The sequence below is a fragment of the Yersinia sp. 1652 StPb PI genome (assembly GCF_041538345.1).
GTDB lineage: Bacteria > Pseudomonadota > Gammaproteobacteria > Enterobacterales > Enterobacteriaceae > Yersinia > Yersinia enterocolitica_E.
On record NZ_JAULSM010000001.1, the window covers coordinates 180,328 to 206,681 of the forward strand.

Genomic DNA, 26,354 nt, shown 5'->3' on the forward strand with positions numbered 1-26,354 from the left:
ATAAAAGAGCATCATGAGCGAAATTATTTACGGTATTCACGCCGTCAAAGCCCTGCTAGACAATGATCCGCAACGTTTCCTGGAAGTTTTTATTCTGAAGGGCCGTGATGATCGCCGTCTGCAACCTTTGGTCGCGGAACTGGAAGCTGCCGGTTTAGTGATTCAGGTGGCTAGCCGCCAATGGCTGGACTCCCAGGTTGAAGGGGGTGTCCATCAGGGGATCGTAGCGCGAGTGCGTGAAGGGCGTCAGTATCAGGAAAATGACTTACCTGCCCTGCTGGAAAGTGTGGATATGCCGTTCTTGCTGGTGCTGGATGGCGTAACTGACCCGCACAATCTCGGTGCATGTTTGCGTAGCGCCGATGCCGCTGGTGTCCATGCGGTTATTGTGCCACGCGATCGTTCAGCGCAGCTTAATGCTATTGCCAAGAAAGTGGCCAGTGGTGCCGCTGAGAATGTGCCATTGATTAAAGTGACTAATCTGGCGCGTACCCTGCGGTTACTGCAAGAACACAATGTCTGGATTGTTGGCACTGCCGGTGAAGCAGACCACACCTTGTATCAGAGCAAAATGACTGGCCCGATGGCGCTGGTGATGGGGGCTGAAGGTGAAGGCATGCGCCGTTTGACCCGTGAGCATTGCGATGAACTGATCAGTATTCCAATGGCGGGTACGGTTTCTTCGCTAAACGTCTCGGTTGCCACTGGGGTTTGCTTATTTGAAGTTGTGCGCCAGCGAGCATTGAAAGCGTAATATCTCTTTTGCTATTGAGTTCAGAAAGCCAGCATTTACGGATGCTGGCTTTTTTATAGGGATTTTAATTAAATCATCAGTGATATAGAGGGCTTTCATCCCCGTTTGTGATGAGCCTGCCAGCAAAAATTCGCGCCTGCACCATACTTAACCCTGATTTATGAATGCCGATGGTACAGTTACTTTGGATAGAGTACCGAAATGGAGGAAGGTATGGAGTGGCAGACTCACTTGGTTTTCAATCAGCCGGAGCCATTATCGAACAGTAATTTATTTTTGTCTGACATGGCGTTGCGGGAAGCCGTGATGCGTGAACACGCTGGTTGGGATGGAGAGACTCTCTCTTTGATCGGGCTACAATTGGGATCACAGGAGTCTCTTGAACTTGGGCGGCTGGCAAACACCAATCCTCCTGAGTTATTGCGCTACGATGCTGTCGGGCAGCGGTTGAACCAAGTGCGATTTCATCCCGCGTGGTATATGTTAATGCAAGAGCTGGTCAATCATCGCCTGCATAATCTACCGTGGCAGGAAGATGCTCGAATCGGTTCTTTTGCCGCCCGTGCGGCGCGTTTTATCCTGCATGCGCAGGTGGAAGCGGGCACGCTCTGCCCAATAACCATGACCTTTGGTGCTATCCCACTACTACAGCAAACACTCCCTCCACTATTTCAAAACTGGCTATCGCCACTACTTTCTGATCGCTTTGATCCCCATCAGTCCATTGGTAGCCAGAAACGGGGCTTGTTGATAGGAATGGGCATGACAGAAAAACAGGGTGGCTCCGATGTACTCAGTAATACTACCTGGGCTGAGCCGCTGGAGGGGCGGGGCAATGGTGAGGCTTATCGTCTGGTGGGGCACAAGTGGTTTTTCTCTGTACCACAAAGTGATGCACACCTGGTGTTGGCGCAGACCGATGGCGGGCTATCCTGCTTCTTTTTGCCTAAAATATTGCCGGATGGCAGCTATAACGCCATTCGATTAGAACGGCTGAAAGATAAACTTGGCAACCGCTCCAATGCCAGCAGTGAAGTTGAGTTTGATAATGCGACTGCTTGGTTATTGGGGGATGAGGGCGACGGTGTGCGCCAAATTTTAAAAATGGGGGGCTATACCCGTTTTGATTGTGCACTGGGTAGCCATGGTCTGATGCGGCGTGCCTTCTCCGTCGCGCTGTATCATGCGTGGCAGCGGCAGGCCTTTGGTAAGCCACTGGTAGACCAACCTTTGATGCGACAAGTGCTGAGCCGCATGGCATTGCGTCTGGAGGGGCATACAGCACTGCTGATGCGCTTAGCTAGCGCCTGGGAAAAGTCAGATGAGGCTCATGAGAAGATATTTAGCCGTCTACTGACTCCTGCGGCTAAATATCGGGTATGTGGGCAAGGCAGTGGGTTTGTTGCCGAGGCGATGGAGGTGCTGGGTGGGATTGGCTATTGTGAGCAGAGTGAACTGCCACGGCTCTATCGTGAAATGCCGGTAAACAGTATTTGGGAAGGTTCCGGCAATATCATGTGCCTTGATGTACTGCGCACATTTCGCAAACTACCGGCAGCCCTCGAGATGCTACAGCAGGAGTTCTATCCGGTTCGCGGGCAGAATCGATTGTTTGATCGTGGGTGGCGGCAATTACAGCAGCGGCTGAAAAACCCCAAAGAGGAACAAGGGCGGGCATTAACTCAGCAACTATTCGATCTGTGTTGTGCTTCTCAGCTACTGCGTTTTGCCTCACCACCATTGGCCGATGCCTGGTGCCGCATGACCTTGGATCACCGTGATCAATATATGCTGCCGGAAGCGGTTTGCGCGCTACTGCTCAATCGCGGCAGCGGCTTTCAATAGGTAAATCAGCAGTCAGCAGCAATGAGTTACTTATACAGCAGTGCGTTGGCATACCAGGTGCCGGGATAAATGCTGTCGGACAACATAATAATCAAATAGTAGGGCGCGCCACTGGCATTAGCCCTACGTTGAATTTCGGCTTCTATATCCATCGGGCTACCAAATACCTGTGCTGAAACGGTGCCTACTTTTTGCAAATTAAGGCTCTGGGCGCGGGTAATTTCTTGTGCATAAGGCTGGATTGCAGGAGGGGGTGCTGGTGTCGTATGAAAAACACTACAACCCGAAAGCCCGAGCGCCAGCAGCAAAACCCCCATCACACGTTTTATCTTCATTTATTGCCTCTTTATCAACGGCGCGGTTACCGTAGTACCCCAAGGTGAAGCGTAATATCTTGGAAGAAATTGATTTAAGACTTTATATCCTCATTTTGGCACACTGCCTTGTTCCTTGGGTATATTACGCTGGTTTTTCCTGTTTACGCTCCGCTGCATCAATAAAGGATTTTTGCCATGATTGAGATATCGCTGGAAAATATTAATGGTATTGAGGTGATTCATGCTGCCCCTGCGGGTAAACGCCAGCAGCCGCTACCGACCATTTTTTTCTATCATGGCTACACCTCATCAAAAGAGGTCTATTCCTACTTCGCCTATGCCTTCGCACAAGCCGGTTTTCGCACCATCTTGCCAGATGCGGATATGCACGGTGCGCGGTTTAACGGTGATGAATCACAGCGCTTATCCTATTTCTGGGAGATCCTGAAATCAAACATTGATGAGTTGCCTGCGATTAAACAACATTATCAACAAGCAGGATTGATTGACGGTGATCGCATTGGCGTGGCGGGGGCATCAATGGGCGGTATGACCACATTGGGAGCGTTTGCTCGCTATCCATGGGTGAAAGTGGCCGCAGACTTTATGGGGTCAGGTGATTTTACCTCACTGGCCCGCTCGCTGTTTCCGCCATTGAAAGCAGGGCAGCCGGTCAACGCTGCTGAATTTGAGCGCCGTTTAGCGCCGCTGGCGGATTATGAACTGCACCATCAGCTAGAAAAAATTGCAGAGCGGCCCTTATTGGTCTGGCATGGCGAGGCTGATGAAGTGGTGCCAGCAGCAGAAAGTACGCGATTGGTACAGGCGTTAAGGGCAAGCGGGCGCGCTAATCAGCTAACCTATATTACCGAGGCCGGTATTGGCCACAAAATTACCCCAAGTGCATTAAAGGCTGGAGTCACATTCTTCAGCAGCCACTTATAAAAAAGCCCCCAAAGGTCTGGGGGCAAGGGCATATCAAAGGGCTTTTTTGGTTGTTGGTCGTCGTATTCACTGGTGTTGTATCTATACTGCTGCGTCTAACGGTAAATCTCAGCATTGACCCGAATTGAGCTGTTGCTACCCGGCTCATGCATCTGAGTAATGTGGTATGCCGTAGCGCCGCGCTCATCAGCCATTTTGCTGATTTGTGCCACGGCGTCATCCGGTGACACCACATTATGGTTAAGAGAGATTTCGCCGATACTGACACGCTGCTGCTGCATCGCTTCCTGGCGGCTGATTTCTGTGGCGGCAAACGTGTTGGCGGATAGGAGCAAACTGACCGTGGCTGCGATGATGAGAGTGTGTTTCATAGGTGACTCCAATATCTTTTACCCGTCATACTTCAAGTGGCAGGCGCGTTGGCTGCCTTCGTTCACCCCAGTCACTTACTGGTGTAAGCTCCTGAGGATTTGCTCAGTTGCCGCCTTCCTGCAACTCGAATTATTTAGGGTATGTTTATATACTTTGAATAACTTTCGATTAACGCTACCGCTTAATATGCGGTGGATGTAAATAATTCTAGTCGCTTTTGTTAATTTAAAAATACGTAGTAATTGATTCACTTGGTCAAAAAAAATGAATGATATTTTCACTGAGCCAATGATTTTATTGAAAGATTTAATAGACTAATGGATCTACATCCATTGGTTATTTAATGAACAAAAAATGCCTTTTTAGCGCAGTAAGGGCCAGAACAAGAATAAATCCCCGCCAGTCCTTGAGTTTCAAACCGCCCGCAAGTATAGTTACGCGTCATTTTTCAGCCGCACACAAACACGTTCCTTGCCTCCATGGGCCGCGGTTGACCCTATCAGGAGGCTGAATAATCCGTAAGGAGCAATAATCGATGCGTCATTACGAAATCGTTTTTATGGTCCATCCTGACCAAAGCGAACAGGTTCCGGGCATGATCGAGCGCTATAGTGCAACTATCACTAATGCTGCTGGTACGATCCACCGTCTGGAAGACTGGGGCCGCCGTCAACTGGCTTACCCGATCAATAAACTGCATAAAGCTCACTACGTTCTGCTGAACGTTGAAGCCCCGCAGGAAGCGATCGATGAGCTGGAAACAAACTTCCGCTTCAACGACGCCGTTATCCGTAGCATGGTTATGCGCGTTAAACACGCGGTAACTGAAGCATCACCAATGGTTAAAGCGAAAGACGAACGCCGTGAGCGTCACGACTTCGCATCAGAAGCCAATGATGATTCTGAAGCTGGGGATTCTGAAGAGTAATTGCCGTGGTGACCACTAATCGTCTGGTACTTTCTGGCACAGTGTGCAAGACGCCGGTTCGAAAAGTAAGTCCTTCTGGTATTCCGCATTGTCAATTTGTGCTTGAGCACCGATCAACACAGCAGGAAGCCGGATTTAGCCGACAAACATGGTGCAGAATGCCGGTTATTGTCAGCGGACAAAAGTCACAAGCATTAACTCACAGTATAACGGTCGGCAGTCAGTTAACCGTTGAAGGCTTCATTAGCTGCCATCAAGGTCGCAATGGGCTGAACAAATTGGTTCTGCATGCCGAGCAGATTGAATTTATAGATTCTGGAGACTAGCCAAATGGCACGTTATTTCCGTCGTCGCAAGTTCTGCCGTTTTACCGCGGAAGGCGTTGTAGAGATTGATTATAAAGATATCGCTACGCTGAAAAACTATATCACTGAAAGTGGTAAAATTGTCCCGAGCCGTATTACCGGTACTCGCGCAAAATACCAGCGTCAGCTCGCCCGTTGTATCAAGCGCGCACGCTACCTGTCTTTGTTGCCGTACACTGATCGTCATCAGTAATCGGCCACTGTCCATTAACGACTTTGAGAGGATAAGGTAATGCAAGTTATTCTGCTTGATAAAGTAGCAAACCTGGGCAGCCTGGGTGACCAAGTGAACGTTAAAGCGGGCTATGCTCGTAACTTCCTGGTTCCACAAGGTAAAGCTGTTCCGGCAACGAAGAAAAACGTAGAGTTCTTTGAAGCACGCCGTGCAGAATTGGAAGCCAAATTGGCTGGCGTTCTGGCTGCTGCACAAGCTCGCGCAACCAAAATTAACGAACTGGGCAGTGTCACCATCGCTTCTAAATCTGGCGATGAAGGCAAACTGTTCGGCTCTATCGGTACTCGTGATATCGCTGACGCAGTAACTGCGGCTGGCGTTGAAGTTACCAAGAGCGAAGTTCGTTTGCCGAATGGCGTTCTGCGTACCACAGGTGATCATGAAGTTCACTTCCAGGTACACAGCGACGTGTTCGCTAAACTGAACGTGATCGTGGTTGCAGAAGCGTAAGTTACGCTGCTGTTAACCTGCTAAAACGCCAGCCTCGTGCTGGCGTTTTGCTTTTTGGTGGTTGATGAAAATAGTCATCTGCATGTTTGGCTCAACACTAAAAGCTTAACCCGCCGCTAAAATTTCAAACTTGCACTCTTCGGCGGCAACACCTGAACACTGGTAAATTTCTAGAAAAGGATTTTGTTGGTACACCCAGAGTGGTTGCCCACTGACCGATACTGACCAAGTTTTATTACCGTAGAACATATCTATCTGCCTACCTTGCGCCTGCAAGTTATAGGTACACTTTTGAAACTCACCCTGTCCAACGATATTGTTTTTATCACTATCAATGATGATCAGCGCTTCACTAAAATTTTTAACTGAACTGTTTGGTGGAAGGGTACCTTGTAATATGCCAACCCATTCTTCATTACCTGCCGCAGGTGCACTGTAAACTCCACCAATCTGTTTAATTGTATCCACTGGCGGGCAATGTAACTGAGCTAAGGTACCAAACGAGGTGAATAGCATTAAAAAAGGTAATTTGTATTTCATATCATAGTCACTCCCTTTATTTCTACCCGCTATCTTTCAGGCTGCTGGTGTGTTGGCGATAGTCATGACTCTTGGGGACGTTCATCGGGATCTATGCGCTTGTCGCCTGGCTGCATCTTGAAATCTGTTGGGTATATGAATGTGGTTATCAATGGTGGATGGCGTTAACCATCCAGAAAACAACCTAATTCGGGAGAGACGACGTGACAATATCAAAGAAGGTAACGGGCAGGACAAAAGTGGCTATGGATAACGGCGATTAACGGTCACGACGATAACTGCCATCGCTCTGTCGGGTAAACAGCACTTCTGTATTATTGGTGGTTTCAATGGCCAGTGCGGCGACTACACCTTGAGCGTCCAACATAATTTTGATTTCTTGCCCAGCTTTCAGATTACTCAATGGCTTATCGCTACCCTCAACCTGTGCCATCGCAAAAACTTCATTGACCGGCAGGTTATTATCACGGAATAACTGTGCCAGTGTTTTCCCTGATTGAATTTGATAACTTTGCCAATTTCCCTGCGTCAAAGTCGGTGGTTCGGGTTCGGGAGACGCCACCGTTGGAGGTGGCGGAGCATCAAGATTGCCCTGTAATTGGGCTTGTAGTGGCGCGCTGCTGGACGGCGCGCTCACTGGGAAGGAAAGGTTGGTGTTATCCCGCGCTGCGGGCCACAGCAGTGCCAGCAGCAATACAGCGGTGGCGACAATAACCCAGCGGCGATGGAACAGAGGCAAAGGTTCCATCCATTCGAAACTGTCCGGCAAATGCCAGATTTTCAGCAGCAGACCTTTGATCCCCTTTTCTGCTGTGGCGGTTGCCACGGATTCAGGGGGCACATTAACGTTTGCAGCAACGCTATCTTCAGTAGTAACAACGTTCTCCGCAGAGGCTGTGTGCTCAGGCGCACTGATTTCAGACATCAGGTTTTGCTCATCGGCAGCTTTAGAATCCGGCATGATCTTCTGCCTAATCGTCAGCCAGGTGTGCAGCAGTGGTTGATAAACCCGATTATTCTTCCTTCTCCTGGGCGCGATTCTGCCCATGGTAACCTCTCTTCAACAACGTAAAACAACATAAAATTAAATATGGGCGGTAACCCCATAGGCTTCTAAGTATATACCTTTATCCCCGTTACCTTCCAAACTACGGTTTGTTGGGTGCTTTTAATTACCCGAATCACGGGCTTGAGCCATTCAACGGGATCCACGCGCGGGGTGTCATTGTTTCTTTTTCTTCGACAAAAGTCATCATTCACGACGCAAGATTTTACCGCGCTCCCCTGCTGCTGTTATGCTGGCAACTTCAATATGATGAGTGACTAAAGGAAAATCCATGACGACCCCTTCTTTTGATAGCGTTGAAGCGCAAGCGAGCTACGGAATTGGTTTACAAATCGGGCAGCAATTGCAAGAGTCCGGGCTGGAAGGTTTATTGCCAGAAGCACTGTTGGCAGGTTTGCGTGACGCGATGGAAGGGAATGCACCGACCGTCCCGGTTGATGTAATACATCGCGCACTACAAGAAGTGCACGAAAAGGCTGATAAAGTGCGTGTTGATCGCCAGCAAGCTCTGGTAGAAGAAGGCAAAACCTTCTTAGAAGAAAATGCCAAGCGTGATGATGTGACCACCACTGAGTCTGGCTTACAGTTCTCCGTGTTACAGGCAGGTGATGGCCCGATCCCATCCCGCCAGGACCGTGTTCGTGTGCACTATACGGGCCGTCTGGTTGACGGTACGGTATTTGATAGCTCAGTTGAACGTGGTCAGCCAGCAGAATTCCCGGTCAGTGGTGTTATTCCAGGCTGGATTGAAGCCTTATCCATGATGCCAGTAGGTTCTAAGTGGAAGTTGTACATCCCGCACGGCCTGGCTTATGGCGAGCGTGGCGCGGGTGCGACTATTCCACCTTTCAGTGCATTGATGTTTGAAGTGGAACTGCTGGAAATTCTGTAATTTCTGCATGCGGTGAAACCAGAAAGGGCGGCGTGATGTCGCCCTTTTACATTTATTGATGCCGGCCATGACCAATAGCGAGATTATTCGCCTTTTAGCGCGCGCGGGAACAGCAAATTGTTTTCCAGATGAATATGTTCCATTAGATCAGTTATGAATTCATTGATACCGGTGTAGAGTGCCCGCCAGGTATTGCAGGCCCCTTCTGGTGGGGTGACATTTTGTGTTAACTGTTTTACCACTTCTAGCTGCTGCCCAACAGCATCGTGTTCCGCTTCCATCACAAATATTGGCCCACCAGCCTGAGACCCCATACCACGGGTTATCATTGGGAACAGAATTTGTTCCTCTTTGTACATATGCTGGGTTAGCTCTTCTAAAATTGCAGTAAGTTCAACCGCCAGTCCACGCGGACAGGCTGGTTTCTCGCCGTGTACCCGTTCAACTTTTTCCGCCATCAGAATTAATTCCGGTAACTGCTCACGATGGCGGTTATGGTAGCGGCTGATAATAAAATCGATGATATTAGCCAGTGGCTGCTGTTGCCAATCTTCAGATGACTGAGGTTCGGATTGCAAGGCACTCAGTTGTGCTTCCAGCTCATCGATATCAAGATTCAGCTTATTGGCTGCGCGTAGCAGTGTCTGTTTACCACCACAGCAGAAATCGAGCTGGTGGTGACGGAATAATTTTGTGGCTCGTGGAATAGCGATAGCCAGGGCACCGAGACACTGATTGCGGTAATCCATAATGACACCTCATTGAGTAATTAAACATTTATAACATGCATAATAAATACATGTTATAGATTGCGATATAACCACAAAGAGGTACTTGTGAAAAATAACAGCGCGTTGAAGCGCTGTTATCCGAGATTATTTGTTCTGTAAGTCGATTTGATAAACGGCAAAGCCAATTTCATCAGTACCTTGTACTTTCATCGGGTACTGCGCTTTTTGCTTGATAAATTCAGCGGCTTTAGCACTTGGTGACGTTTCAAAGCGGATATCCAGTGGCTGCTTGCTGTCGATCGTTGCCAGACGCCAGTTATTATCAGCCTGTGGGGTAACTTGCCCGTGTTTCTTGGTTTCAGCACTGATATAAGCCGACAGTACCGCCCGGTTTTCATCAGGAGAAGCAAATGCAATATGGCTGTCACCCGTACCGGCAAACTTACCGCTATAAGCCCGATAGTTGTTGGTCGCAATCAGGAATGTGGCTTTCGGATCGATAGGTTTGCCATTAAATGTCAGGTTTTTAATCCGTTCAGCTTTATCATTGATCAGTGCGCATTCACCGTCATAGCGCGCAGGTTGGCTGACATCGATTTCATATTTCACGCCATCGATAACATCAAAATTATAAGTGCGGAAACCATCCCAGTTAATCAACGATTGTGGCTTGCTGCTGGTCACATCAATTTGATTGAATTGCGCGGCAGAGCACTCTAACCATTGCTTAACTTCCGCCCCACTGGCTTTCACCACCACCAGTGTGTTCGGGTACAGATAGAGATCGGCGGCATTACGGAAGGTCAGCTCACCTTTTTCCACTTCAACAAAACTGGCGGGATCATTTTTACGCCCGCCGGCTTTGAAGGGGGCGGCGGCAGAGAGCACCGGCAGATTGGCTAAATCGGGGTCGCCTTGAATAAAGTGTTCGGTATAGGCGCGTTGAGCATTGTTCACAATCTGCACTGTCGGATCGTCTTGGATGAGTGACAGATAGCTGTACATATTGTCCGATGCTGTGCCGATCGGCTGACTGACGAAGTCACGAGTACCCTGATGGTCTGCTGCTAGCACTTTTACCAGATTGGCATCTTCGGTTGCCAGCGATTTTTGTGCTGCTTTATCATAGATTGGGCGTGCTTCAGCTTTGGCTTCAGTAACTTGCCATGGGCCTTTATCATTATTCAGGACGAAATCGACCACCCCCAGATGATCACCCCACTGGCCCGGCATCACTGCTGCAATACCATTTAAAGTGCCTTGAGCGATATCAGCACCTTTGATGGCGGCAAAATCTTTACTGGGGAAAACGGCATGGGCGTGGCCGAACATGATGGCATCGATCCCCGCAACCTGGCTGAGATAATAAACTGAGTTTTCTGCCATGGTTTTATAAGGATCACTGGAAAGCCCGGAGTGCGGGATAGCCACCACCAAATCAGCACCTTGCTTGCGCATCTCAGGCACCCATTTCTTGGCCGTTTCAGTGATGTCGTTAACGGTCACTTTTCCGCTCAGATTCGCTTTATCCCATATCATCACTTGTGGCGGGACAAAACCAATGTAACCAATGCGCAAGTTATGGATTTTACCTTCACGATCTTGCACTGGCGTGTCGACAATCAGATAAGGCTGGAACAGCGGCTTACCGGTTTTCACATCAATCACGTTGGCATTCACATAGGGGAATTTTGCGCCAGCTAGCGATTTTTTCAGATAATCCAGACCGTAGTTAAACTCATGGTTACCGATATTCCCTACCGCATAATCCAGCGTATTCATAGCTTTGTAGACTGGGTGAATTTCTCCGGTTTGCAATCCCTTGGCTGCCATATAGTCACCAAGCGGGCTACCTTGGATCAGGTCACCGTTATCCACCAGTACGCTGTTGGTCGCTTGTTGGCGAGCAGCACTGATCAGGCTTGCAGTGCGCACCAGACCAAACTTTTCGGTAGGTTTATCTTTGTAGTAATCAAAATCCATCATATTGCTGTGCAGGTCGGTGGTTTCCAATACCCGCAAATCAACGGTAGCAGCAGTTGCTACAGACATTGAGGTCGCGACAGCAATCAGGCTGGCAAGAAGAGATAACGTCAGCGGACGCGTGATCATGGCTTTCTCCATTAAAATCTATTCGACATGTATCGCAAAAGAATATGTAACTTTAATTAATTGCTACAACAAAGTGTGAAGTTTGGCAGAAAATGCCCCAGGATAACGCGCAGAAGTTCACAGTTGTGGCAGGTTAATCCCACTGATTTTATTGGAAGTTACCGACATTGATGGCTATTTGGTAGGAATCTTATTAGTCTGCAACTCTGATGATTGAGGGCATATCCCCGTTATCTTGTCACTTGCAGGTCTGCTGGTGGCACTTGTTGCCTTCATCTGGAAATCTACTGGGCTTAGATAATTAATTTTTACGTTTGCGTTCTAAACTGTATATATGGCGAACGAGTAGCGCGAGCCACTATATTGGTCTAAACAATCACTATTGGTCTAAACAATCACTATCGATTTAAACAGCCATTATCAGTATCCGGCATGACTCATAATACCAAGGGGTGGATGATGTTAGAGCAAATTTGCCAGTTGGCCCGCGAGGCAGGCGTGGCGATTATGGCGGTCTATCAGGGGGATAAACCCCTTGATGTGGCCCATAAGAAAGATGATTCGCCAGTGACAGCGGCTGATCTTGCCGCTCACCAGATTATCAAAGCCGGATTGGCGGCACTGACTCCCGATATCCCGCTGTTATCTGAAGAAGATCCGCCGGTTTGGGCGGTACGTCAACACTGGCAGCGCTACTGGCTGGTTGATCCTCTGGACGGTACTAAAGAGTTTCTGCATCGGAATGGCGAGTTTACCGTTAATATCGCGTTGATTGACCAAGGAGTACCGGTGCTTGGCGTGGTATATACCCCGGTGACTGAAGTGATGTACAGCGCTGAAAACGGCCAGGCGTGGAAAGAGGAGTGTGGCAGGCGCATGCAGATTCAGGTGCGTGCTGCGCTACCGCCGTTAGTGGTAGTCAGTCGCTCCCACAGTGATGCTGAACTGGAAGATTATTTGTCGCAATTAGGTGAACACCAGACTGTATCAGTCGGTTCGTCACTCAAGTTTTGTCTGGTGGCGGAAGGGAAGGCGCAACTGTACCCGCGCTTTGGGCCTACTAATGTATGGGATACTGCCGCCGGGCATGCAGTAGCCATTGCTGCCGGAGCACTGGTTCACGATTGGCAGGGTAAACCACTCTCTTATACCCCACGTGAATCTTTCCTGAACCCCGGCTTTAGAGTGTCTTTATTCTAACCACATAGCCAAAGGGTGTGGCGTTGCAGGGAGGTGGCACGCAAACGAATCATATGATTCGGGTGCGTGCCCGCAGCGAATCCCCTGTAGCTTCAAACCTTAAGGGGAGATTACTGTTTCACCAGTTGGTGCAATTGATCGATCACCTGCTGTACTTCCTGCGGTGTCAATGCGCCATCTTTGGCAAATTTCACATTCCCTTGTGGGTCCAATACCACAATCGCCGAGCCTTTTTCCGCTAGACCCCAGGCCTTTTTGACATTCCCGTCGCTATCGACCACAAATTGTGACCAGGGAAAGTCGCGTTTATTGCTTTCAATGCTGTTACGTACAAACACTGCCGTGCCGATGATGGCGTCATCAGTATTGACGATTGTCGTCGTTTGGTAATGTTCGTGTGGCAGATTAGCGTGCTTAATGGCTTCCACTAACGGGGCATTCAGCTCTTTTGCCGAGGTGCGGCCAGCAATATGTTGGATGACCCGCACTTTGCCGGGCAGTTGCGAGCTATTCCAGTTTTTGTAGCTAAACTGATCAGTAGCTTTATCATAATTTAATTCGCCTTTATCGCTGACACCCACCGGCGGTACCCGCTGGTTGATTTGTAGGGTGTGAGCGCAGGCCATTAGTGGTGTGAGTAGTAGTGACAGTATCAGCAGGCTATTTTTTATCATGGCATGTCCTTGTGGGATCTTATGGGTAATGTCGGGTACTAAGTCCTGCATGCAGGTCTACCCGTAGTCTTTCAAATTGCAGCGGTGTTGGCAGATTATGTTTGCCGCTTGCCAGCATCTTGAAACCTATTGGGCATCAGTTTTCCAATAATAGGTGCAGATCAGAGGTCTGTCCTGTTTCTCTACAGTATTTATTTCTGACACTTACTAGATGGTTATTCTGTAATTAAGTCTCATTTTATCTATATGGCCCTGTAATTTTGTGTAAATCCAGCAGCAATGACTGGTTTTGGCGGAACTAAAGCCCATACTCTAGGTCTATTACCCTGCAATTATATTACGTTACCTGTGATCTTGGTCGCTAAGGCACCAGAGGGAGCGTATTGATGTCATGGGAGGAAAGTAAAAAAATGAGGATCTTCCAACGTTACAATCCGGCTAAAGTGGCGATGTATGTCAAAACGCTTTTCCGAGGGAGGTTATATATCAAAGATATGGGGGCTTTTGAGTTTGACAAAGGTAAGATTTTAATCCCGAAAGTTAGGGATAAACGCCACTTTGAGGTGATGTCTGAGGTTAATCGGCAGGTGATGCGTTTGCAGGCTGAAATGTAAAAAACTCACCCCGAACAAATTTAATTGCGGCCCCTATTTTGGGGCCGCTAATGTTTTAAATAATGACTGATTTAAACTTTCACTAGGCATCACTGCTTTCGTGTGGGGCTTTTGGCAGGATTGGGGCTGGTAGGTCACTGAGTTTAGTCACCAGTAGCTGATCGATTTTGTAGCTATCGATATCGACTACTTCAAACTTGTAGCCGGCATATTTGACGAAATCAGTGCGTTTGGGAATTTTGCGCAGCATATACATCATAAAGCCGCCGATGGTTTCATAATTGCCAGACTGCGGGAACTCATCGATATGCAGCACTCGCATTACATCTTCAATCGGGGTGCCGCCCTCAATCAGCCATGAACTTTCATCACGAGCAACAATTTGCTCTTCCTGCCCCTGACCGACCAAATCCCCCATCAGCGTGGTCATCACGTCATTCAGGGTAATGATACCAACCACCAGGGCGTATTCGTTGAGGATAACGGCAAAGTCTTCACCGGCGGTTTTAAAGCTCTCCAGTGCCTCGGAGAGTGTCAATGTGTCTGGCACAATCAGGGCTGAGCGAATTTGCACGCCACTGCTCAGTACCAGACTCTGGTTACCTAATACCCGGTTCAGCAAGTCTTTAGAGTCGACATAACCCACAACTTGATCGATATGACCATCACATACCAAGAATTTAGAGTGTGGATGGGTCGAAATCTTCTCTTTTATGCTGTCTTCGCTTTCCCGCAGATCAAAATAAATCACACTTTCACGTGACGTCATCGACGAAGGAACAGTACGTGACTCCAGTTCAAAGACGTTTTCGATCAATTCATGCTCTTGCTTACGTAACACCCCGGCTAATGCACCTGCTTCCACGACGGCATAGATATCATCTGATGTGATGTCATCATTGCGTACCATTGGTAGCTTGAATAGTCGGAAGATTAGATTCGCCATCCCATTGAAGAACCAAACTAGTGGGCGACAAATCATCAGACAGAAGCGCATCGGGTTGACGATCCGAACGGCAACCGCTTCAGGTGAAATCATACCGATGCGTTTCGGGGTTAAGTCGGCAAAAAGAATAAATAAACTGGTGACCAGAACAAACGAGCAAATGAAACTCACCTGGTCGGCAAGCTCTGGTGACATGAAGCGCTCAAACACCAATTTAAAGGAGGGAGAAAACGCAGCATCACCGACGATACCCCCCAGAATGGCGACGGCATTCAAGCCAATCTGGACCACGGTGAAGAAAATCCCCGGAGTCTCTTGTAATTTAAGTACCCGCAAGGCGTTGATATCGCCTTCATCCGCCAGAAGTTTTAGTTTAATTTTGCGCGAAGCTGCCAGTGAAATCTCTGATAATGAGAAGAAGGCACTCACCGCAATTAAAAAAAGAATCAGTAAAATACTGTTTAACATAATCTGTCCGTGTCGTACCGACAATCGCGCCGGCGATCGTAAGGAAGGCCATACATTTGTTTGAATTAAAAAATACTGTTTAAATTTAAGATAACGGCAGAAAGCCGCCATCGGGCCGAGTGAACAGCCCGAATAGTATAACCCGTCTTACTTTAAGTTGCAGCGGAGTTAGCTAGGTTCATTACTCCGGCCATGCTTGAAATCCCTCTGTGGGCTAGCATAAATGCTGTTCAAACCGCATTCCAAGCGATTTGTCATTCCCTTGCTGCCAACCTGCAACTCTACGCAATTTGGGGATAATCGCAGCGATAAGCGCGTGGGCAACCTTACAAATCAGGCGGCATACACACGCCAATACCACCAAGGTTACAATATCCATGTGGATTTTTGTGCAAATATTGCTGGTGGTCATCCTCGGCATAGTAAAACGGCAGTGCAACCGCCACTTCACTGGTAATCAACCGGCGATCACCAGCTTGCTCCATGGCTTGCTGGAACAAGGCTTTGCTCTCGTTAGCTTGCACTTGCTGCTCAGGTGTCAAAACGTAAATGGCTGAACGATATTGTGTTCCGACATCTCCGCCTTGACGCATTCCTTGGGCGGGATCGTGATTTTCCCAGAAAATCTGCAATAGTTGCTTATAGCTGATGATGGCCGGATCAAAGACAACACGAACCACTTCTGCATGGGCTGTGCGGCCACTACAAACTTCATGATAGGTTGGGTTTGGCGTGTAGCCACCGCAATAACCTGCGGCAGTACTGTAGACGCCAGGCAGTTGCCAGAACAGGCGCTCAACACCCCAGAAGCAGCCCATGGCGAAGATAGCGATCTCCATTCCGTCAGGGATATGTGTCATGGAATGCCCATTCACCACATGGAGAGTTGCGACTGGCATTGGTGTGATTCGCCCGGGTAAGGCATTCGCCGCATCAATGACGGCAGTTTTGTCAAAATTTTGCACCAAAATAGGCTCCAATATTTACAGTGAATTTGAAGTTTACAGTAAATTAATAACAAGATGTTTACAGTGAATAGGTATAGACAGTTGTATCTGATTGCGAGTTTGCACACAATAAGAGCCATTCTGCGTTAATGTATCGGCTTAAGGTGGAGTTTTAGGGATAACAGGCTTAAATCGGTCTTTAAGTGCGGAATGATTGCGTAAGTGATAAAAAGTCCGTCAGATCGTTTTTACAGGAAAATATACCCAATAGGTTTCAAGATGCGGTAAAGCGGCAAGGGAGAGCACCCTGATGAGCTTATAGGGTAAGTGATTCGGATGACAAATCTTCTGGGAGCAGATTTAAATGCTGCTTGCAGAGGTCAGGTCGAGTAATGAGAGTTGCCAATACACCTGCAATTTGGAAGATGGCAGGTATAAAATTAATTAGGAGTACGCGTGCCACGATACCCTATTTTGTGTTTTTTGTGCGTATTGCTCGCCACACCTCTTGCCTACGCTGCCAATGTGCGGTTGCAGGTCGAAGGTCTTAGCGGGGATTTAGAGAGAAACGTCAGGGCGCGTTTATCAACAATTGGTACGGATGAAGTGACGTCCGATGGCCGTTTCCGCTCAAGGGTGGATGACGCCATTCGTCAGGGGCTACGCGCGTTAGGTTATTACGACCCCACCATCACCTTTGATTTGCAGCCGCGCCCGGCACCTGCACGTTCCGTTTTAATTGCCAAAGTGATTCCTGGTGAACCGGTTTTGATTGCTGGTGTTGATATTGTGCTGCAAGGTGGGGCGAAAACTGATCCTGATTATCTATCACTGGTACGCCGCGATACCCCTAAAATTGGCTCAGTCCTCAATCATGGTGATTTTGATAATTTCAAAAGTTCACTGACGGGCTTAGCGTTACGCCGTGGTTATTTTGACGCCAATATGATCAAAAGCCAGTTGGGCGTTGCCGCTGAGTTGCGCAAAGCTTTTTGGGATATTGATTTTGACAGTGGCGAGCGCTACCGGTTTGGTAAAGTTGCCTTCCAAGGCTCGCAAATCCGTGAAGATTTTCTGCAAAATTTGGTGCCCTTTCATGAAGGTGAGTTTTATACCTCTGATGAACTGGCTGAATTGAACCGCCGTCTGGCTGCGACTAACTGGTTTAACTCGGTGGTGGTTTCACCGGATTTTCGCGACGCGAGAAAAACCAAAGTCCTGCCACTGGATGCGGTCGTCACTCCACGTACCGAAAATACGGTTGAATTGGGGGGCGGTTATGCGACCGATGTCGGTCCACGTCTGACGGCCAGTTGGCGTAAGCCGTGGATGAACTCCTACGGGCATAGTCTAACCACCAGTACTACACTTTCCGCGCCCGAACAGACGCTGGATTTCAGCTATCGAATCCCACTGTTAAAAAACCCGCTGGAACAGTATTACCTGCTACAGGGTGGGTTCAAACGCACCGATCTGAATGATACAAAATCTGACACCACCACCCTGAACGTTGCCCGTTTCTGGGATCTGTCCAGTGGTTGGAAACGCTCAGTTAACCTGCGTTGGAGTTTAGATCACTTTACTCAAGGTAGTGTCACCGATACCACCATGTTGCTGTATCCGGGGGTGAACATCAGCCGTACCCGTCAGCGCGGCGGCGCTATGCCGGTGTGGGGGGATAGTCAGAATTATTCTATTGATGTGTCTGATACCACATGGGGGTCAGATGTCGATTTCGCCATATTCCAGGCGCAAAACGTGTGGATTCGTACTTTGGGTGAGAAGAACCGTTTTGTCGTTCGGGGTAACTTAGGCTGGATTGAAACCAATGATTTCGACCGGGTACCGCCGTCACTGCGCTTCTTCGCCGGTGGGGATCGCAGTATTCGTGGCTATAAATTCCGTGATATTTCCCCACGCGATAGCGAAGGTAAATTAACCGGTGCCTCTAAACTGGCAACCGGTACGCTTGAGTATCAATATAACGTTACCGGAAGATGGTGGGGGGCTGTATTCGTCGATTCGGGTGAAGCGGTTAACGATATTCGCAAGAGCGATTTCAAAACTGGCGCCGGGGTTGGGGTCCGTTGGGCTTCTCCGGTCGGTCCGATCAAGCTAGACATCGCCAAACCTATTGGTGACAACGAAGCACGTGGCGTGCAATTTTATATCGGTTTGGGGCCTGAACTATGATGTTGGTAAAGGGAGGGAAGTGGATAAAGAGACTCAGTATCGCATTTCTGCTCATTATCCTGCTGCTGGTCGGGGCTTTGGCGGGTTTGTTAGGCACCACCAGTGGTCTACATTTTGTGATAAACAGTGCCGCACGTTGGGTTCCCGGGCTGGATATCGCCAGTGTCAGTGGGGGGTGGCGTGACCTCACCTTAAAAGGCATTCAATATCAAATGCCGGGTGTCACTGTTAAAGCAGGGCAGTTCCATCTTTCATTACAGCTCTCTTGTCTAAAACGCAGTGAGTTGTGCATTAATGCCCTGACGGCACAAGATATTGATGTGGTGGTGGATACCAACGCCATGCCGCCTGCGGCCCCTGCTCCTGCCAGTAGTGAACCGATGGGGGAACTTAGTACTCCGTACCCCATTACATTGCGTATGCTGTCGCTGAATAATGTCAAAGTCACTATTGATGACACCGCGATTTCACTGGATGAATTCCGCACTGGAGCACATTGGCAACAGCGCGCACTGGCACTAATGCCGACCAAAATCAGTGGGTTATTGATAGCTTTACCAAAAACGGTGCCAGCGATGGTGCCGGATGCGGCTAAACCTGCGGTTGAAACGGCTATCGCGGTAAAAGAAGCGGTTGAGCAACAGGCAGCCGCGCCATCAGAGCAGGAAGCTCCGCTAGGTGAAACGTTAAAAGCGCTGTTTGCTAAACCGTTACTGCCAGAATTGCCGGACTTCCGCTTGCCGCTGGATTTACAGATTAAAGAGATCTCAGGGCAACAACTCCGGCTTACAGGTGATACCGACGTACTTATCAGTAGTCTTTTGCTGCAAGCCAGCACGCAACAAAACCAAATAACATTGGATAAGCTGGAGATTAAATCGCCACAGGGTGGGCTGTCAGCACAGGGTGACGCCACGCTGGCCGATAAGTGGCCAGTGAGTATGGTCATCAATAGTGCGCTGAACATTGAGCCGTTGAAAGGCGAAAAAGTAAAATTAACTGTCGGTGGTGCGCTGCGCGAAAAACTCAACGTGGCACTCAATCTGTCAGGCCCGGTGAGCGCGCAACTGGATGCAGAAACTGCGCTGGCACAGGCTGGTTTGCCACTGGCGTTAACTCTACAAAGCAAGCAACTGCGTTGGCCGTTGAGTGGCGAACCGCAATATCAAATTGATAATCTTCAAATGCGCCTCAATGGGCAGGCGACAGATTACGCACTCTCGATCCGTTCTGATTTTAAAGGCACTGACCTGCCACCGGCAGTGTTCACTCTTGACGGTAAAGGGAGTGTTGAGCAATTCAATCTGACCCGTTTACGTCTGGCGGCATTGCAAGGTAACACTGACCTGACTGGCGTAGTGGATTGGAGTAAAGCAATCAGTTGGAACTCGGTATTAACCTTATCGGGTATTAACACCGCGAAGCAGTGGCCGGAGTGGCCAGCAAAACTGGACGGTAGAATTGTCACCCGTGGCAGTATCCACGGTGGTAGTTGGCAATTACAAGTACCGGAGCTGGTACTGGACGGGAATGTGAAACAAAACCGTGTGACGGCCCGTGGCTCCCTGACAGGGAATGCGGCAGGCCAGTGGCATATTCCGGGCATTAATCTGGCATTGGGCCGTAATAGGCTAGATGTGAGAGGTAACCTTAGTGACACCTGGCAGCTCGATGCCACTGTGGATGCGCCACAACTTGATGGTGCGTTACCGGGATTGGGAGGCGTGATGAAAGGGGCGCTGAAATTGCGCGGCAACCTTACAGCACCACAACTGTTAGTGGACCTCACCGCCAGCCGCCTGCAATGGCAGGAACTGACCATTAACCGGGTTAAGATTGATGGCGACGTTCGCTCCACGGATCAGATTCAGGGTCAATTGGCCGTTAGGGTTGAGCAACTCAAGCAAGCGGAGTTGGTTGTAAGTTTATTGACGCTAGATGCCCGGGGTAGCGAAAAACAGCATCAGGTGCGCCTGAATATACAAGGGGAACCCGTTTCCGGTCAGTTGGCGCTGGATGGGAGCTTCGATCGCCAACAACAACGTTGGCGCGGTTCGCTTAATAACACGCGTTTCGATACGCCGGTAGGTGAATGGCGTTTAAGCCGTGCGATGGCATTGGATTACCAAAATAGCCAACAGCGGGTCACCATCGGACCCCACTGTTGGCTTAACCCAAATGCAGAACTTTGTGTTCCTCGGGCCATTGAAGCTGGCCCTAGTGGGCAGGCGAGTGTGGTGCTTAATCGCTTTGATTTAGCGATGATAAAACCATTCCTTGGGCCGGATACCACCATGAGTGGCGTGTTCACTGGCCGGGCCGATGTCAGTTGGACGGCCGGTGGTAACCTGCCAGATGTACGGGTATCGCTCAGTGGCAATGGGGTTAAAGTGCAGCAAATGGTGCAAGGGAACCCGCTACCGATTGCTTTTGAAACGCTGAATCTCAATGGTGGCCTAACCAATGGGCAAGTGCGGGCTGATTGGTTGATTAAACTGGTGAATAACGGCCAGTTCTCCGGGCAGGTACAGGTTGCTGATCCACAAGGGCGGCGCAATTTGTCCGGTAATATTGCTATCAGTAATATTTCTTTGGCAATGATTAACCCGATACTGAGTGATGGTGAAAAAGCCGCTGGTACATTAAACGCCAATCTGCGTTTAGGGGGGAATGCGAAGAGCCCGCTAGTCTTTGGTCGTTTGGCGCTGGATAATGTCGATGTTGATGGTAGCTGGATGCCATTTGATATTACCGAAGGGCGTCTGGTGATGAACTTCGACGGTATGACCTCAACGTTGGAGGGGTTAATTCGGACTTCTCAAGGGCAGCTCAATCTCTCCGGTGATGCCGATTGGCGTGATATCAATGCCTGGCGTGCCCGAATCGCCGCAAAAGGCAATAAGTTACGGGTCACGGTTCCACCGATGGTGCGGATTGATGTTTCACCGGACATTGTTTTTGAAGCGACACCGCAGTTATTCACCCTCAATGGTTCGGTCGATATTCCATGGGCGCGGATAACGGTGCAGGAAGTGCCGGAAAATGCGGTGGGTGTCTCATCAGATGAGGTGATGCTCAATAACGATCTGAAACCTATCTCCCCACGGACGGCCAGTATTCCAATCAACAGTAATCTGGTGATTCGGGTAGGTAATGATGTGCGTCTGAATGCATTTGGTTTGAAAGCCCGTTTGCAAGGTAATTTGAAAATGATCCAGGATCAGCGCGGGTTGGGCTTGAACGGGCAAATTAATATTCCGTCGGGTAGCTTCCGTGCTTATGGTCAGGATTTAATCGTCAATAAAGGGATATTGCTGTTCTCCGGCCCGCCGGATCAGCCGCTACTCAATATTGAAGCGATACGAAATCCAGATGCTACGGCAGACGGTGTTACTGCTGGTGTGCGGGTTACCGGGATGGCTGATGCTCCACGGCTAGAAGTATTCTCGGATCCGGCTATGTCACAGCAGGAGGCGTTATCATACCTGTTGCGTGGTCAGGGGTTGAGTAATTCGGGGGCCGACAGTGGCATGATGACCTCAATGCTTATTGGCATGGGGGTTGCGCAGAGCGGTAAACTTGTGGGTAAAATCGGCGAGGCATTTGGTGTCAGTAACCTGGCACTGGATACGCAGGGAGTCGGTGATAGCTCACAAGTCGTGGTAAGTGGTTATGTCACTAAAGATCTGCAAGTAAAATACGGTGTGGGTATATTTGACTCGCTGGCGACGTTAACATTACGTTATCGATTGATGCCAAGGTTGTATCTGGAAGCGGTGTCTGGTATTGATCAGGCATTAGATGTGCTTTATCAGTTTGAGTTCTAACCATGCGAATTATTGTCTACGGTAGTTTACGGCGCAAGCAAGGTAATAGTCATTGGATGACGGACGCCCAGTGGTTGGGTGAACATGACCTTGCAGGCTTTGATATGTACAACTTAGGTCATTATCCGGCGGTTATCCCCGGAGACGGCACTGTGCATTGTGAGGTTTATCGGATTAACTCATCTATTATGAATGAGTTAGATGAACTTAAAAGTAATACTAAGGATTACCGGCGCGAGCTGATTCAGACGCCTTATGGTAGCGCGTGGATATACCTTTATCGCTTACCGCTCGAAGGTGTGCCACGTATCTACAGTGGCGATTGGCTAAAACGCCATGAAGAGAGCGACAAGCCGTAAAATTAAGCTGTTATTAGCAAAAAAAAACACCGCTCACAAGGCGGTGTTTTTACTTTTCGCGCTTAAAGCATCCTCAAGAGGCGCTTTTTGGCATGCGAAACGGGAAATTACTTCTTCGCACGTTCGAAAGAGGCTAGGATCTCGGCTTTAGCTGCGGCGGCATCTTCCCAGCCATCCACTTTCACCCACTTGCCTGTTTCCAAGTCTTTGTAATGTTCAAAGAAATGTTTGATCTGCGCTTTCAGCAGTTCTGGCAGATCATTTACATCTTTAACGTGGTCGTATTCTTTGGTCAGTTTGCTGTGTGGAACCGCAACCAGCTTGGCATCTTCGCCCGCTTCGTCAGTCATTTTTAACACGCCAACCGGACGGCAACGAATCACGGAACCTGGTTGCAACGGATACGGTGTTGGCACTAGCACATCAACCGGGTCGCCATCTAATGACAGGGTGTTGTTGATATAACCGTAGTTACATGGATAGAACATGGCAGTAGACATGAAGCGGTCTACAAACAGCGAGCCAGTCTCTTTATCGATTTCATATTTGATCGGATCCGCATTCGCAGGGATTTCGATCACTACATAGATATCTTCTGGCAGGTCTTTACCTGCGGGTACTTGGTTCAAGCTCATGTCGGTTTCCTTTTATCAAACCAGAAATGGAGTGCTGGCTATTATAGCCAACTCTTTTGTGAATTCCCGCCCTTTTCACTGTCAGATAGCGGTGAGATTGCCTGAGTGAGGGCCATTTCAGTGAGATAAAATCCCGTCATTCGCTAAATGTATCTATTTTGAGCTGTTTTTCCGGTGAGAGTTCAAGCTGACATCTGTATAGCCGATAACTTAATCAAACAATAAGACCGTCCGCTGTAATGCTAACGCTTTGTAATCTTAACCATTTGCACATAACCGGAAAAAAACCGATGTTAAAAAAGATTACCATTAAGAATGGGCTTATTGCCCAGCTAAGCTTTATGTCGTTGATTTTATTAGTTGTCAGTGTTATCGGGATTAATTCAATTCAGGAAAGTTCGCGCTCGTTGCAAATCATAAATCAAATCCAGGGGGAGGAACTGGGATCTCTATCTAATAGCTTTAATGCCACGTTAAGCGCCAGAACTGAAGCAGCTCTGGCGATCCATCAGTTAGAAATTGGTCTGATTGAGGAATCGTTACAAACGGCAAAACAGGCTGAAGGTTCACTGGCATTATCGCAAAAAGAGATGGCACGTTTTGTCAGTGCGGTATCTGACCGGGGAGACGGGCAGGGATTGGCGATAAATATCCAGAAAAGTTATAAAAATTATATTGATAAGGGCGTAATACCCATGCTGACCGCGATCAAGGCGGGGTATGCTGACGAGTATTACGCTGTATTGGAAAAGAGTATTACCGACATTAGTAAAGCCTTTAACAATGATGTCACTGCCTTTCGCAGCTATGCACTGGATGCTGGTCAATTGCAAATCGCCAATGCAAATAATGCCGCCAAAATTAAACTGACGATCATTGTAGCTGCTGGGGTGATCACGTTGATCTCTGCGGTACTGGCATGGTTTGCGCTCAAATACATTATTTTGCAGCCGTTGGTGCAATCAATTCATCAGTTGGAATATATAGCTGCTGGTGATTTAACTCACAGTATCAATAGTGAGGGCAACACTGAATTGGCCCGATTGGCAAAGGCGTTACAGACGATGCAGCAATCGCTGGTGGCGTCAGTGAGTAATGTACGGGATGTGGGTGGGCAGATTGGTATTGGCTCGCGGGAATTAGCTGCCGGTAACAGTCATTTGGCTGAACGTACAGAGGAGTCGGCGTCTTCTTTGGAACAGACTGCGGCCAGCATGGAGCAGTTGACCTCAACCGTAAAAATGAATGCTGAAAACTCGGATCAGGCTAATAGTTTGGCGATGAGTGTATCGGATATTGCCAATAAGGGCAGTGAGGCCGTGAGTCATGTGGTTGATAAGATGCAGGCAATTACCACCAGTTCGCGCCGTATCTCCGATATTATTGCCGTAATTGATGGTATTGCGTTTCAGACTAATATTCTGGCACTTAACGCTGCGGTTGAGGCCGCCAGAGCCGGTGAACAGGGGCGTGGTTTTGCTGTGGTCGCGGGTGAGGTACGTAATCTGGCACAACGCAGTGCGCAGTCGGCGAAAGAGATCAAAGATCTGATTGTTGAGTCGCAAAGTCGGGTGAAGGAGGGCGCAGACATGGCCGAATCGGCAGGGAAAACCATGCATGAGATCGCTGATGAAGTTAGCCGGGTAACGGCATTGATGCGTGAGATCTCAGCCGCAAGTTATGAACAAAGTAGCGGTATTGAGCAAGTGAATGTAGCTATTGCGCAAATGGATCAGGTTGCCCAGCAGAACGCCGCATTGGTTGAACAGGCCGCCGCGGCGACGCGATCATTAGAAGAGCAAGCCAATGCATTGTCAGCCAGTATGGCAGTGTTTAAATTGCACAATCATGAGTTGGCGGTTGGAGCATAAAAAAGCAGCGGCTTAGGGGCCGCTGCTCTCTTTTTTAACTGTATTTACCCAAATTACTTGGCTTCTTCATCCGGGAATTTGGCAATAAAACCTTCCGCATCTTCCACCATGGATTTGGTACCGACAAAGAAAGGTGCGCGCTGATGCAGTTTCTCTGGCACGATATCCAAAATGCGGTTCACCCCATCCGTCGCCTTACCACCGGCTTGTTCTGCCAAGAAGGCCATAGGGTTGCATTCGTACAGTAAACGCAGTTTCCCTTGTGGGTGGCTAGCGGTGCTTGGGTAAATATAAATACCGCCTTTCAATAAGTTACGATGGAAGTCGGCAACCAGTGAACCAATGTAGCGTGAGGTATACGGGCGCTGGGTGGCTTCATCTTGTTCCTGGCAGTACTTGATGTATTTCTTCACACCCAATGGGAATTTAATGTAGTTCCCTTCGTTGATGGAATACATGCAACCGGTTGCGGGATAACGCACTTTTTCGCCGGATAAACAGAAAACGCCCAGCGACGGATCATAAGTGAAAGTATGGACACCGTAACCTGTGGTATAGACCAGCATGGTTGAAGAACCGTAGACGACATAACCTGCGGCAACTTGTTTAGTGCCAGGTTGCAGGAAGTCAGCTTCGGTAATCGGAGTACCAAATGGGGTAATGCGGCGATAGATGGAGAAAATAGTACCGACGGATACATTCACATCGATATTTGAAGAACCATCCAGCGGATCCATCAGAACGACATATTTGGCATTTTCTGCCCGGCCACCATCAAAGATAACAATATCATCTTCTTCTTCGGAGGCGATACCGGCAACTTCGCCACGCGCTTTTAGGGCCGCTTTTAATTTTTCATTGGCAAACAAGTCCAGTTTCATCTGGTCTTCGCCCTGAATATTGGAAACACCGCTGGCACCTAAAATATCAACCAGACCTGCTTTGTTGATATCGCGATGAATAATCTTCGCGCCGAGTTTGATTGCTGAAAGTAATGCAGTTAATTCGCCGGTGGCGTGAGAGAAGTCTAGCTGTTTCTCAACGATGAATTCGCCTAACGTTTTCATG

25 protein-coding genes are annotated in these 26,354 nt (G+C 48.7%); 14 read left to right on the forward strand and 11 right to left on the reverse strand.

The features are described 5' to 3' along the window. Window positions 1–13: 13 nt before the first annotated feature. A complete protein-coding gene (rlmB, locus tag Q2T71_RS00900; protein WP_005193288.1) occupies window positions 14–754 on the forward strand; it encodes a 23S rRNA (guanosine(2251)-2'-O)-methyltransferase RlmB in 741 nt (246 codons plus the stop codon). Window positions 755–955: 201 nt separating this feature from the next. Further along, a complete protein-coding gene (locus Q2T71_RS00905; protein WP_372557825.1) occupies window positions 956–2,599 on the forward strand; it encodes an isovaleryl-CoA dehydrogenase in 1,644 nt (547 codons plus the stop codon). A gap of 26 nt (window positions 2,600–2,625) precedes the next feature. Here the strand turns inward: Q2T71_RS00905 and bsmA are convergent, their stop codons facing one another. After that, a complete protein-coding gene (gene bsmA / locus Q2T71_RS00910) occupies window positions 2,626–2,934 on the reverse strand; it encodes a biofilm peroxide resistance protein BsmA (RefSeq protein WP_005193286.1) in 309 nt (102 codons plus the stop codon). Between the two features lie 177 nt (window positions 2,935–3,111). Here bsmA and yjfP point away from each other — a divergent pair, with 177 nt between their 5' ends. Beyond that, the gene (gene yjfP, locus Q2T71_RS00915) at window positions 3,112–3,861 is read left to right on the forward strand and encodes an esterase (RefSeq protein WP_372557826.1); all 750 of its coding nucleotides are present in this window, start codon (window positions 3,112–3,114) and stop codon (window positions 3,859–3,861) included. A 95-nt stretch (window positions 3,862–3,956) separates the two neighbouring features. Here the strand turns inward: yjfP and Q2T71_RS00920 are convergent, their stop codons facing one another. After that, window positions 3,957–4,232, reverse strand: coding sequence for a DUF1471 domain-containing protein (locus Q2T71_RS00920; protein WP_372557827.1), 276 nt, complete (start codon window positions 4,230–4,232; stop codon window positions 3,957–3,959). A 536-nt stretch (window positions 4,233–4,768) separates the two neighbouring features. Here Q2T71_RS00920 and rpsF point away from each other — a divergent pair. Genes rpsF through rplI form a run of 4 tightly spaced genes read left to right on the forward strand, consistent with a single transcriptional unit; the run spans window position 4,769 to window position 6,211 of the window. Next, the gene (gene rpsF, locus Q2T71_RS00925) at window positions 4,769–5,161 is read left to right on the forward strand and encodes a 30S ribosomal protein S6 (RefSeq protein ID WP_002210153.1); all 393 of its coding nucleotides are present in this window, start codon (window positions 4,769–4,771) and stop codon (window positions 5,159–5,161) included. A gap of 5 nt (window positions 5,162–5,166) precedes the next feature. Continuing rightward, the gene (gene priB / locus Q2T71_RS00930) at window positions 5,167–5,487 is read left to right on the forward strand and encodes a primosomal replication protein N (protein ID WP_049613473.1); all 321 of its coding nucleotides are present in this window, start codon (window positions 5,167–5,169) and stop codon (window positions 5,485–5,487) included. A gap of 4 nt (window positions 5,488–5,491) precedes the next feature. Beyond that, complete coding sequence (gene rpsR / locus Q2T71_RS00935) at window positions 5,492–5,719, forward strand: 30S ribosomal protein S18 (protein WP_002210155.1); 228 nt, start codon at window positions 5,492–5,494, stop codon at window positions 5,717–5,719. A gap of 39 nt (window positions 5,720–5,758) precedes the next feature. Further along, on the forward strand, window positions 5,759–6,211 hold the full coding sequence (gene rplI, locus Q2T71_RS00940) for a 50S ribosomal protein L9 (RefSeq protein WP_372557828.1): 453 nt from the start codon (window positions 5,759–5,761) through the stop codon (window positions 6,209–6,211). A 105-nt stretch (window positions 6,212–6,316) separates the two neighbouring features. On the opposite strand, the gene Q2T71_RS00945 is transcribed toward rplI, so the two are convergent. Beyond that, entirely contained in the window at window positions 6,317–6,751 is a 435-nt protein-coding gene (locus Q2T71_RS00945; RefSeq protein WP_372557829.1) for a DUF3757 domain-containing protein, read from the reverse strand. Window positions 6,752–7,010: 259 nt separating this feature from the next. Then, window positions 7,011–7,799 carry a LysM-like peptidoglycan-binding domain-containing protein gene (locus Q2T71_RS00950; protein ID WP_372557830.1) on the reverse strand — a complete coding sequence of 263 codons (789 nt, stop codon included), beginning with the start codon at window positions 7,797–7,799 and terminating at the stop codon, window positions 7,011–7,013. A gap of 289 nt (window positions 7,800–8,088) precedes the next feature. Between Q2T71_RS00950 and Q2T71_RS00955 the strand changes: the two genes are divergently transcribed. Next, window positions 8,089–8,709, forward strand: coding sequence for a peptidylprolyl isomerase (locus tag Q2T71_RS00955; RefSeq protein WP_372557831.1), 621 nt, complete (start codon window positions 8,089–8,091; stop codon window positions 8,707–8,709). Window positions 8,710–8,792: 83 nt separating this feature from the next. Here Q2T71_RS00955 and ytfE read toward each other — a convergent pair whose 3' ends face one another. Next, a complete protein-coding gene (gene ytfE, locus Q2T71_RS00960; RefSeq protein WP_372557832.1) occupies window positions 8,793–9,458 on the reverse strand; it encodes an iron-sulfur cluster repair protein YtfE in 666 nt (221 codons plus the stop codon). A 126-nt stretch (window positions 9,459–9,584) separates the two neighbouring features. Then, entirely contained in the window at window positions 9,585–11,564 is a 1,980-nt protein-coding gene (locus Q2T71_RS00965) for a bifunctional 2',3'-cyclic-nucleotide 2'-phosphodiesterase/3'-nucleotidase (protein WP_372557833.1), read from the reverse strand. A 447-nt stretch (window positions 11,565–12,011) separates the two neighbouring features. Here Q2T71_RS00965 and cysQ point away from each other — a divergent pair, with 447 nt between their 5' ends. Continuing rightward, complete coding sequence (gene cysQ / locus Q2T71_RS00970; RefSeq protein WP_193784743.1) at window positions 12,012–12,752, forward strand: 3'(2'),5'-bisphosphate nucleotidase CysQ; 741 nt, start codon at window positions 12,012–12,014, stop codon at window positions 12,750–12,752. 110 nt (window positions 12,753–12,862) lie between these two features. Here cysQ and Q2T71_RS00975 read toward each other — a convergent pair whose 3' ends face one another. Continuing rightward, on the reverse strand, window positions 12,863–13,426 hold the full coding sequence (locus Q2T71_RS00975; protein WP_372559805.1) for a YtfJ family protein: 564 nt from the start codon (window positions 13,424–13,426) through the stop codon (window positions 12,863–12,865). Window positions 13,427–13,836: 410 nt separating this feature from the next. On the opposite strand from Q2T71_RS00975, the gene Q2T71_RS00980 reads away from it, so the two are divergent. Continuing rightward, window positions 13,837–14,040 (forward strand): DUF1107 domain-containing protein, encoded by a 204-nt coding sequence (locus tag Q2T71_RS00980; RefSeq protein ID WP_372559806.1) that lies wholly within the window; start codon window positions 13,837–13,839, stop codon window positions 14,038–14,040. An 82-nt stretch (window positions 14,041–14,122) separates the two neighbouring features. Here the strand turns inward: Q2T71_RS00980 and Q2T71_RS00985 are convergent, their stop codons facing one another. Together Q2T71_RS00985 and msrA are read right to left on the reverse strand one after the other, a co-directional pair. Further along, a complete protein-coding gene (locus tag Q2T71_RS00985) occupies window positions 14,123–15,454 on the reverse strand; it encodes a hemolysin family protein (protein WP_083160941.1) in 1,332 nt (443 codons plus the stop codon). A gap of 326 nt (window positions 15,455–15,780) precedes the next feature. Continuing rightward, window positions 15,781–16,419 (reverse strand): peptide-methionine (S)-S-oxide reductase MsrA, encoded by a 639-nt coding sequence (gene msrA / locus Q2T71_RS00990; protein ID WP_372557834.1) that lies wholly within the window; start codon window positions 16,417–16,419, stop codon window positions 15,781–15,783. Between the two features lie 438 nt (window positions 16,420–16,857). On the opposite strand from msrA, the gene Q2T71_RS00995 reads away from it, so the two are divergent. From Q2T71_RS00995 to Q2T71_RS01005, 3 genes are read left to right on the forward strand one after another with little or no spacing between them, the layout of a single operon-like run. Further along, window positions 16,858–18,594, forward strand: coding sequence for an autotransporter assembly complex family protein (locus tag Q2T71_RS00995; protein WP_102970484.1), 1,737 nt, complete (start codon window positions 16,858–16,860; stop codon window positions 18,592–18,594). Then, window positions 18,594–22,421, forward strand: a complete 3,828-nt coding sequence (locus Q2T71_RS01000; protein ID WP_372559807.1) for a translocation/assembly module TamB domain-containing protein — start codon at window positions 18,594–18,596, stop codon at window positions 22,419–22,421. Before Q2T71_RS00995 ends, Q2T71_RS01000 begins: the two co-directional genes overlap by 1 nt. A 2-nt stretch (window positions 22,422–22,423) precedes the next feature. Continuing rightward, entirely contained in the window at window positions 22,424–22,780 is a 357-nt protein-coding gene (locus Q2T71_RS01005; RefSeq protein ID WP_372557835.1) for a gamma-glutamylcyclotransferase, read from the forward strand. Between the two features lie 107 nt (window positions 22,781–22,887). On the opposite strand, the gene ppa is transcribed toward Q2T71_RS01005, so the two are convergent. After that, window positions 22,888–23,415: an inorganic diphosphatase gene (gene ppa, locus Q2T71_RS01010; RefSeq protein WP_083160937.1), complete on the reverse strand. Its 528-nt coding sequence runs from the start codon at window positions 23,413–23,415 to the stop codon at window positions 22,888–22,890. Between the two features lie 290 nt (window positions 23,416–23,705). Between ppa and Q2T71_RS01015 the strand changes: the two genes are divergently transcribed. Next, on the forward strand, window positions 23,706–25,286 hold the full coding sequence (locus Q2T71_RS01015; RefSeq protein ID WP_372557836.1) for a methyl-accepting chemotaxis protein: 1,581 nt from the start codon (window positions 23,706–23,708) through the stop codon (window positions 25,284–25,286). A gap of 53 nt (window positions 25,287–25,339) precedes the next feature. On the opposite strand, the gene fbp is transcribed toward Q2T71_RS01015, so the two are convergent. Next, window positions 25,340–26,353, reverse strand: a complete 1,014-nt coding sequence (gene fbp, locus Q2T71_RS01020) for a class 1 fructose-bisphosphatase (protein WP_004875434.1) — start codon at window positions 26,351–26,353, stop codon at window positions 25,340–25,342. Between the last annotated feature and the right edge of the window lies 1 nt (window position 26,354).

What these genes read in the sequence shown, in the direction of transcription:
- rlmB (WP_005193288.1), top strand. Translation starts at nt 14, where the DNA reads ATGAGCGAAATTATTTACGGTATTCACGCCGTCAAAGCCCTGCTAGAC.
- Q2T71_RS00905 (WP_372557825.1), top strand. Translation starts at nt 956, where the DNA reads ATGGAGGAAGGTATGGAGTGGCAGACTCACTTGGTTTTCAATCAGCCG.
- bsmA (WP_005193286.1), bottom strand. Translation starts at nt 2,934, where the DNA reads ATGAAGATAAAACGTGTGATGGGGGTTTTGCTGCTGGCGCTCGGGCTT.
- yjfP (WP_372557826.1), top strand. Translation starts at nt 3,112, where the DNA reads ATGATTGAGATATCGCTGGAAAATATTAATGGTATTGAGGTGATTCAT.
- Q2T71_RS00920 (WP_372557827.1), bottom strand. Translation starts at nt 4,232, where the DNA reads ATGAAACACACTCTCATCATCGCAGCCACGGTCAGTTTGCTCCTATCC.
- rpsF (WP_002210153.1), top strand. Translation starts at nt 4,769, where the DNA reads ATGCGTCATTACGAAATCGTTTTTATGGTCCATCCTGACCAAAGCGAA.
- rpsR (WP_002210155.1), top strand. Translation starts at nt 5,492, where the DNA reads ATGGCACGTTATTTCCGTCGTCGCAAGTTCTGCCGTTTTACCGCGGAA.
- rplI (WP_372557828.1), top strand. Translation starts at nt 5,759, where the DNA reads ATGCAAGTTATTCTGCTTGATAAAGTAGCAAACCTGGGCAGCCTGGGT.
- Q2T71_RS00945 (WP_372557829.1), bottom strand. Translation starts at nt 6,751, where the DNA reads ATGAAATACAAATTACCTTTTTTAATGCTATTCACCTCGTTTGGTACC.
- Q2T71_RS00950 (WP_372557830.1), bottom strand. Translation starts at nt 7,799, where the DNA reads ATGGGCAGAATCGCGCCCAGGAGAAGGAAGAATAATCGGGTTTATCAA.
- Q2T71_RS00955 (WP_372557831.1), top strand. Translation starts at nt 8,089, where the DNA reads ATGACGACCCCTTCTTTTGATAGCGTTGAAGCGCAAGCGAGCTACGGA.
- ytfE (WP_372557832.1), bottom strand. Translation starts at nt 9,458, where the DNA reads ATGGATTACCGCAATCAGTGTCTCGGTGCCCTGGCTATCGCTATTCCA.
- Q2T71_RS00965 (WP_372557833.1), bottom strand. Translation starts at nt 11,564, where the DNA reads ATGGAGAAAGCCATGATCACGCGTCCGCTGACGTTATCTCTTCTTGCC.
- cysQ (WP_193784743.1), top strand. Translation starts at nt 12,012, where the DNA reads ATGTTAGAGCAAATTTGCCAGTTGGCCCGCGAGGCAGGCGTGGCGATT.
- Q2T71_RS00975 (WP_372559805.1), bottom strand. Translation starts at nt 13,426, where the DNA reads ATGATAAAAAATAGCCTGCTGATACTGTCACTACTACTCACACCACTA.
- Q2T71_RS00980 (WP_372559806.1), top strand. Translation starts at nt 13,837, where the DNA reads ATGAGGATCTTCCAACGTTACAATCCGGCTAAAGTGGCGATGTATGTC.
- Q2T71_RS00985 (WP_083160941.1), bottom strand. Translation starts at nt 15,454, where the DNA reads ATGTTAAACAGTATTTTACTGATTCTTTTTTTAATTGCGGTGAGTGCC.
- Q2T71_RS01000 (WP_372559807.1), top strand. Translation starts at nt 18,594, where the DNA reads ATGTTGGTAAAGGGAGGGAAGTGGATAAAGAGACTCAGTATCGCATTT.
- Q2T71_RS01005 (WP_372557835.1), top strand. Translation starts at nt 22,424, where the DNA reads ATGCGAATTATTGTCTACGGTAGTTTACGGCGCAAGCAAGGTAATAGT.
- ppa (WP_083160937.1), bottom strand. Translation starts at nt 23,415, where the DNA reads ATGAGCTTGAACCAAGTACCCGCAGGTAAAGACCTGCCAGAAGATATC.
- Q2T71_RS01015 (WP_372557836.1), top strand. Translation starts at nt 23,706, where the DNA reads ATGTTAAAAAAGATTACCATTAAGAATGGGCTTATTGCCCAGCTAAGC.
- fbp (WP_004875434.1), bottom strand. Translation starts at nt 26,353, where the DNA reads ATGAAAACGTTAGGCGAATTCATCGTTGAGAAACAGCTAGACTTCTCT.